General features: G+C 69.6%; 7 protein-coding genes. 1 reads left to right on the top strand and 6 read right to left on the bottom strand.

Going from position 1 to position 5,042, the window contains the following annotated elements; translation table 11 throughout:
* Positions 1-67 precede the first annotated feature (67 nt).
* The 3 genes from AC1D1S_RS19175 to AC1D1S_RS19185 are packed head-to-tail and all read right to left on the bottom strand — an operon-like array spanning position 68 to position 3,060.
* Positions 68-817 (bottom strand): ABC transporter ATP-binding protein, encoded by a 750-nt coding sequence (locus tag AC1D1S_RS19175; protein ID WP_028277399.1) that lies wholly within the window; start codon positions 815-817, stop codon positions 68-70.
* Positions 810-1,883 (bottom strand): FecCD family ABC transporter permease, encoded by a 1,074-nt coding sequence (locus AC1D1S_RS19180; RefSeq protein WP_476995211.1) that lies wholly within the window; start codon positions 1,881-1,883, stop codon positions 810-812. Before AC1D1S_RS19180 ends, AC1D1S_RS19175 begins: the two co-directional genes overlap by 8 nt.
* On the bottom strand, positions 1,873-3,060 hold the full coding sequence (locus AC1D1S_RS19185; protein WP_476995212.1) for an ABC transporter substrate-binding protein: 1,188 nt from the start codon (positions 3,058-3,060) through the stop codon (positions 1,873-1,875). Before AC1D1S_RS19185 ends, AC1D1S_RS19180 begins: the two co-directional genes overlap by 11 nt.
* A 195-nt stretch (positions 3,061-3,255) precedes the next feature.
* Between AC1D1S_RS19185 and AC1D1S_RS19190 the strand changes: the two genes are divergently transcribed.
* Positions 3,256-4,026 carry a DUF6390 family protein gene (locus AC1D1S_RS19190; protein ID WP_476995213.1) on the top strand — a complete coding sequence of 257 codons (771 nt, stop codon included), beginning with the start codon at positions 3,256-3,258 and terminating at the stop codon, positions 4,024-4,026.
* Positions 4,027-4,094: 68 nt separating this feature from the next.
* Here the strand turns inward: AC1D1S_RS19190 and AC1D1S_RS19195 are convergent, their stop codons facing one another.
* From AC1D1S_RS19195 to AC1D1S_RS19205, 3 genes are read right to left on the bottom strand one after another with little or no spacing between them, the layout of a single operon-like run.
* A complete protein-coding gene (locus tag AC1D1S_RS19195; protein ID WP_476995214.1) occupies positions 4,095-4,352 on the bottom strand; it encodes a HypC/HybG/HupF family hydrogenase formation chaperone in 258 nt (85 codons plus the stop codon).
* 13 nt (positions 4,353-4,365) lie between these two features.
* Positions 4,366-4,938, bottom strand: a complete 573-nt coding sequence (locus tag AC1D1S_RS19200; RefSeq protein WP_476995215.1) for a hydrogenase maturation protease — start codon at positions 4,936-4,938, stop codon at positions 4,366-4,368.
* A gap of 8 nt (positions 4,939-4,946) precedes the next feature.
* On the bottom strand, positions 4,947-5,039 hold the full coding sequence (locus AC1D1S_RS19205; RefSeq protein ID WP_476995216.1) for a DUF6893 family small protein: 93 nt from the start codon (positions 5,037-5,039) through the stop codon (positions 4,947-4,949).
* Positions 5,040-5,042: the final 3 nt, after the last annotated feature.

Consider the following 5,042-nt stretch of genomic DNA (forward strand, 5'->3'; position numbering starts at 1 on the left):
AAGCACTACCGCTCGATGACGCCCCAAGGGCCCGGCAGCCCAGCTGCCGGGCGCTTGGGCGTTCGGTTCAGCCCTCGTCGGCGCCGAAGGGTGTGACCACGGTGCGGCGGGGCGTCCCTTCGTCGTCGTAGTTCAGGGTGCTGACACGTACGCCGTACAGCGCCGAAAGCTGCGCATCGGCGAGGAGCGGCCCGGCAGGCCCGGTCACCACACCCGCGGCGCCCATCAGGACCACCGAGTCCGCGAGGAACAGGGCGTGGTCCGGGTGATGGGTGCTCACGAGCAGCGACATCCCGGTCCGCACGAGTTCCCTCAGCAGCTGGAGGACCCGGACCTGGTTCTTCAGGTCCAGCCCGGTGGACGGCTCATCCAGGACGAGGAGCCGCGAACCGCCCGCGATAGCCCGCGCAATCAGGACCAGCTGCTGCTCGCCCCCGCTCAGCGTCGGAAACAGCCGGCCGGCCAGGGCGGCGATCCCCACCCGGTCCATGGCGCGGAGCGCGGCGGCCCTGTCCCGGCTGCCGGGGGAGCGGAAGACGCCGATGTGGCGGGCACGGCCCATGACCACCATGTCCAGGGCCGGGTAGCCGAACGTGCTGCCGCGCGCCTGGGGAACATAGCCCGCCGTCTCGGACCTGCGCACCGCACCCTCCTGTACGGCCAACATGCCGGCCGCGCAGCGCACCAGGGTCGTCTTGCCGCTGCCGTTAGGCCCCAGGACCGCGGTCACGGTGCCCGGCGGCACCGAGAAGCTGAGATCCTTGAACACCCAGTTCTGCGGTGAATAGCCGAACCCGGCCCCGCGCAGCTCAAGCACCGTCCCAGATCCTCTCCCGGTTCCGGCGCAAGAGCACGAAGAAGACCGGTGCGCCGATCAGGGCGGTCAGGACGCCCAACGGGATTTCCCCGGCCGTGGCGGTGCGCGCGATGGTGTCGATGGCGATCAGGTAGGCCCCGCCCAGCAGGAAGGAGACCGGCAGCAGCACCCGGTGGTCCGGTCCCACCCACATGCGTGCGAGGTGCGGGATGACCAGCCCCACCCAGCTGATGACGCCGCTGACGGCGACGGCCCCGGCGACCATGAGGGCCACGGCGGCGAGGACCGCCCAGCGCAGGGGGCGGGGCCGGAGCCCCAGGGCGGTGGCGTCGTCGTCGCCGAGCGAGAGCACATTGATCCGCCACCGCAGGGCCAGCAGGACGACGCCGCCGGCAGCGATCGGAATGAGGGCCACCAGCACTTTCGCCCAGGTGGCGGTGGAGACACTGCCAAGCAGCCAGAAAACGATGGCGGGCAAGGTGGTGAACGGGTCCGCCAGATACGTCACCAGGGCCACCAGGGCGGAGAAGAACGAGGCCGTGACGATTCCGCCGAGGACCACCATGAGGATGTGGGCGCCGCCCCGCCCGGACGTGATGAGGAAGACGATTCCCAGTGCCAGCAGCCCGAAGCCGAACGATCCGCCGACGAGGGCGAGGGGGCCCAGGCCCAGCAGCAGGGCCAGGGCACCGCCGAAGGAGGCGCCCGAGGAGACGCCGATGACCTCCGGGCTGACCAGGGGATTGCGGAACACGGCCTGCAGGGCCGCGCCACCGATTGCGAGGGCGCCACCGACCAGCAGGGCCAGCAGGACCCTGGGCAACCTGACCAGCAGCACCACGTTTTCCTCGGCCGCGGGAAGGCCCGGGCCGAAGGGAACTATTCGCGAGGCCAGGATCTGCACGACATGGTCCAGGGGCACGCTGTAGCGGCCGCTGGCGAGTGCAACCGCCGACACGGCCGCCAGGACTGCTCCGGAGAGCAGGCATGGACCGATGACCTGGCGCAGCCCCGGTCCCCGGCCGCCGGGGGGTCCCGTGGTCAGAGGCTGGGCCTCACGAAGCATCGAACTGCCGGTAGTTGGCCGAGGTGCCGTTGGCTTCGGTCCAGAGGATCTTGTCCAGCTCGGGAGCCGATGGCCGGTGGCGGTACAGGAAGTCGAAGTAGTCGTTTGTCTCGTCCCTCAGCGTGGAGCGGTTGCCGGAGGGGAAACTGACATCTGTGAGCCAGCGCCACATCAGTGGCGATTCCTGCCCGGGGGGATCCCAGCGGTAGCCGCCCAGCGGGACCTTGTAGACGCGGCGGGAGCGCACGGCGGAGACGCTTTGCCACACCGGGTTGGCGTAGACGTCGGCGGGCATCGCGTCGTCGAAGTTCCCGAGCAGGATGATTTCCGGATCCCAGGCCAGGACCTGTTCGACGTCTACGTCCACCATGCCCTTGCCGTGAAGGCCCTGCGGGCCGGTGGCGGGGTTGTGTGCCCCGATGAGCTTGATGTAGAAGTCGTTGTAGCTGCCGTTTCCGGCCACCTTGAGGCCGCCGCTGAACCTGTTGAAGTAGACGATGCCCGGGCCGCCGGTGCCGCGGGCGGCGGCCTCGGCCTGGATGGCCTTCTGTTGCCCGTCGCTGCGGGCCTTCATCTGCACGGCCCGGTCCGGGCGGCCCAGCATCGTTGCGAAGAGCGCGGTCCACGTGTCCACGTCCTGCTGCGTGCCGGTGTTCGTGATGCCCAGGACCTTCATCCCGGCCTGTTCCAGCGGTGCCGTCAGCTGCGCATCGCTCCACTGGACCACGACGTCGGGGTTCAGCGCCCGGATGCTTTCGACATTGGGCGTGAAGTCGGTCGTGGCGATGTCGTGCGGGATGTTCAGGGCCTCCGGGTACATGGCGCCCATGGCGCCGTCGCGCATCGCCACCCAGGAGGCGTTGTGCATCCCGGCGAGATGGCTGGCGCCCTGGTCGACGGCGGCGAGCAGGGAAGCGGCGGGCATGGGAATGGTCACCACCCGGGTGACCGGGCGGTCGAAACTCAGGACGGTCCCGCGCTGGTCCGTGACCTGGATCCCGGCCGGGCCGGAGGCAGAACCCGGGGGCGCAGTCCCGGCAGTCCCTGCCGGCGGCGTTGACTGCGGCGACGACTGTGGCGCCGTGCCGGCCGCGGCGCAGGAAGCGAGGAACAGCGCCCCTCCGCCGTAGAGGGCCGCTGCCAGTACAGATCGTCGGTTGGCTTCGGGGATGCTCATCGGCCTACCTCCCGGGAAGGACCGCGCGCAACGGCCTTTCGCTCCGCGCCGGCCACAGCAATGGTCCCGGTGCGGCATTTCCTCACAGCATCCGCCGAATGCGCAGGGGTGTCAATGCCGGTCACGCCGGGCATTGTTCGCCGACGGGCGCCGGTGCTAGCCTCGCTGGTATCCCCTGTGAAACGAGGCCACGGGATGGAAATCAACGGCGCCCAACTGTTTGTCCGCTACGCGTATCCGCCGAATTCGCGGGGCAGCTGCGGGCCGCCTGACAGCGACGCGCTGCTGCACTATGGCCAGTCCGGGGTGACCGACGCGGGCCTGCGCGAACTTGCGAAGGGGTTCGCCGGCGCCTGGCCGTACCTGGAGCTCATCGCCGGTGCCACCGGCAACCCGGACCCGCTGGACTACGCGGTGGTGGAGGCCWACTGGGTGGGAAACACGCTGCTGGACTCCGTGGGTGTGCGCAGCATCGGCAATTCCATGGAGGACCGGTTCCGCGCACGGACCGGGCATCAGTTCCCGCACCTGATGGAAGGGGTCCTGGCCGGCGGCGTCCCCCATCACAGCTTCCACGTCCTGGAAATCTATCCGTGGACGGGACTCCTGCGCGATGACCGGCGCTCATCCACGGCCCTGAACGTCCTTGACCAATGCCGCATCCGGTGGGGCGAGGTGGTGGCCGTCGAAGGGGACAGCGCCCTCGTGCGCTCGCGGCCCCTGGCGTGGGACGGGATGGCGCTGTCGCTGGGTGAACCGGTGATCGAGACGGCCAAGTACGCCGTGGCCGGGTCCGGCTTCATCGCTGACCTCATGCCCGGGGACATGGTGTCCCTCCACTGGGACTGGGTGTGCGACCGGCTCTCGCCCGCCCAGCTCCACCGGCTCCAGCACTACTTTGCGCGCCACCTCAAGATCGCGAATTCCGGCGTGGAGCACCGCGGCGCCGCGATCGCCCTCGAATAGCGGGCGTCTTAAGTTCCTTCAGTGGAAAGTTCCTTCAGCGGGGGAGTCCAGCCAGTGGGTAGTGAAGGCTACGGGACCGTGTCGGTGGGGTCCGGGCCCCGTCCCATGAGCTCAAGTCCCGTCATCGCACGGTCGGCACCTTCCTGGTCCAMGCGTTCCAGGGCGAAGCCCATGTGGATCAGGACCCACGTGCCGCTCTCCACAGGGCCGTCATCGAGGAGGCCAATGTTGATTTTGCGCTCCACTCCGGCCACATCCACGAGGGCGAGTTGCCCGTTGTAGCCGTCGATCACTTCGATGATCCGGCCCGGTATTCCCAGACACATCCGTGGTTCCTCCTCAGCCTGCTTCATCCGGAGCCGCGCTCGCGGGCGCCGCATCTGCGTTCGTGATGCGGGCTGCCACCAGGGTGCGGACTGCTTCCACGGCTGCCGGAACGGCGCGGGACACGTCCTCGGACAGTCCCATGCCCTCGTCCGTTCGCCCCGCGACGCAGCCCACCAGGTAGGTCTCCGGCAGCGATCCGCCCAAAACACGCAGACGGCGAAGGACAGCCAGCGGGTCCATGCCGTGCGGATCGAAGGCCGGATCGGCCCGCAGGCCGGCCGGCGTCAGCGGACCGCCGCTTTCCAGGTCCTCCACCCGGATCTTCAGGATCCGGAGCGTTCCCGCGCCTGCGCTCCCGTCCGCCGGGGCCGGGAGCACATCCACGAGCACCAGCGCATCCACCCCGTCCAGGAGATCGTAGGCGAGGTGCAGCCCGCGGATCCCGTAGTCCCGCACCTGGACCTCCTCCGGCGCCCAGCCGGGCAGGCCGGACTGCTCCTCGGCCAGCCGGCGGGCGACGGCCGGCCCAAATCCGTCGTCGCGAAGGAACACGTTCCCCACGCCCGCCACGAGGACCCCGCTCACACCGGGCCTCACATGCTCCGCATTCGCACGTAGCGCTTGATGTCCGGAATTGAACGCAGGCCGACGACGGCTGCTGCCAGGCCCGCGGCCAGCAAGAGCACGAC

The sequence above is a fragment of the Arthrobacter sp. P1_A5 genome, assembly GCF_056406825.1.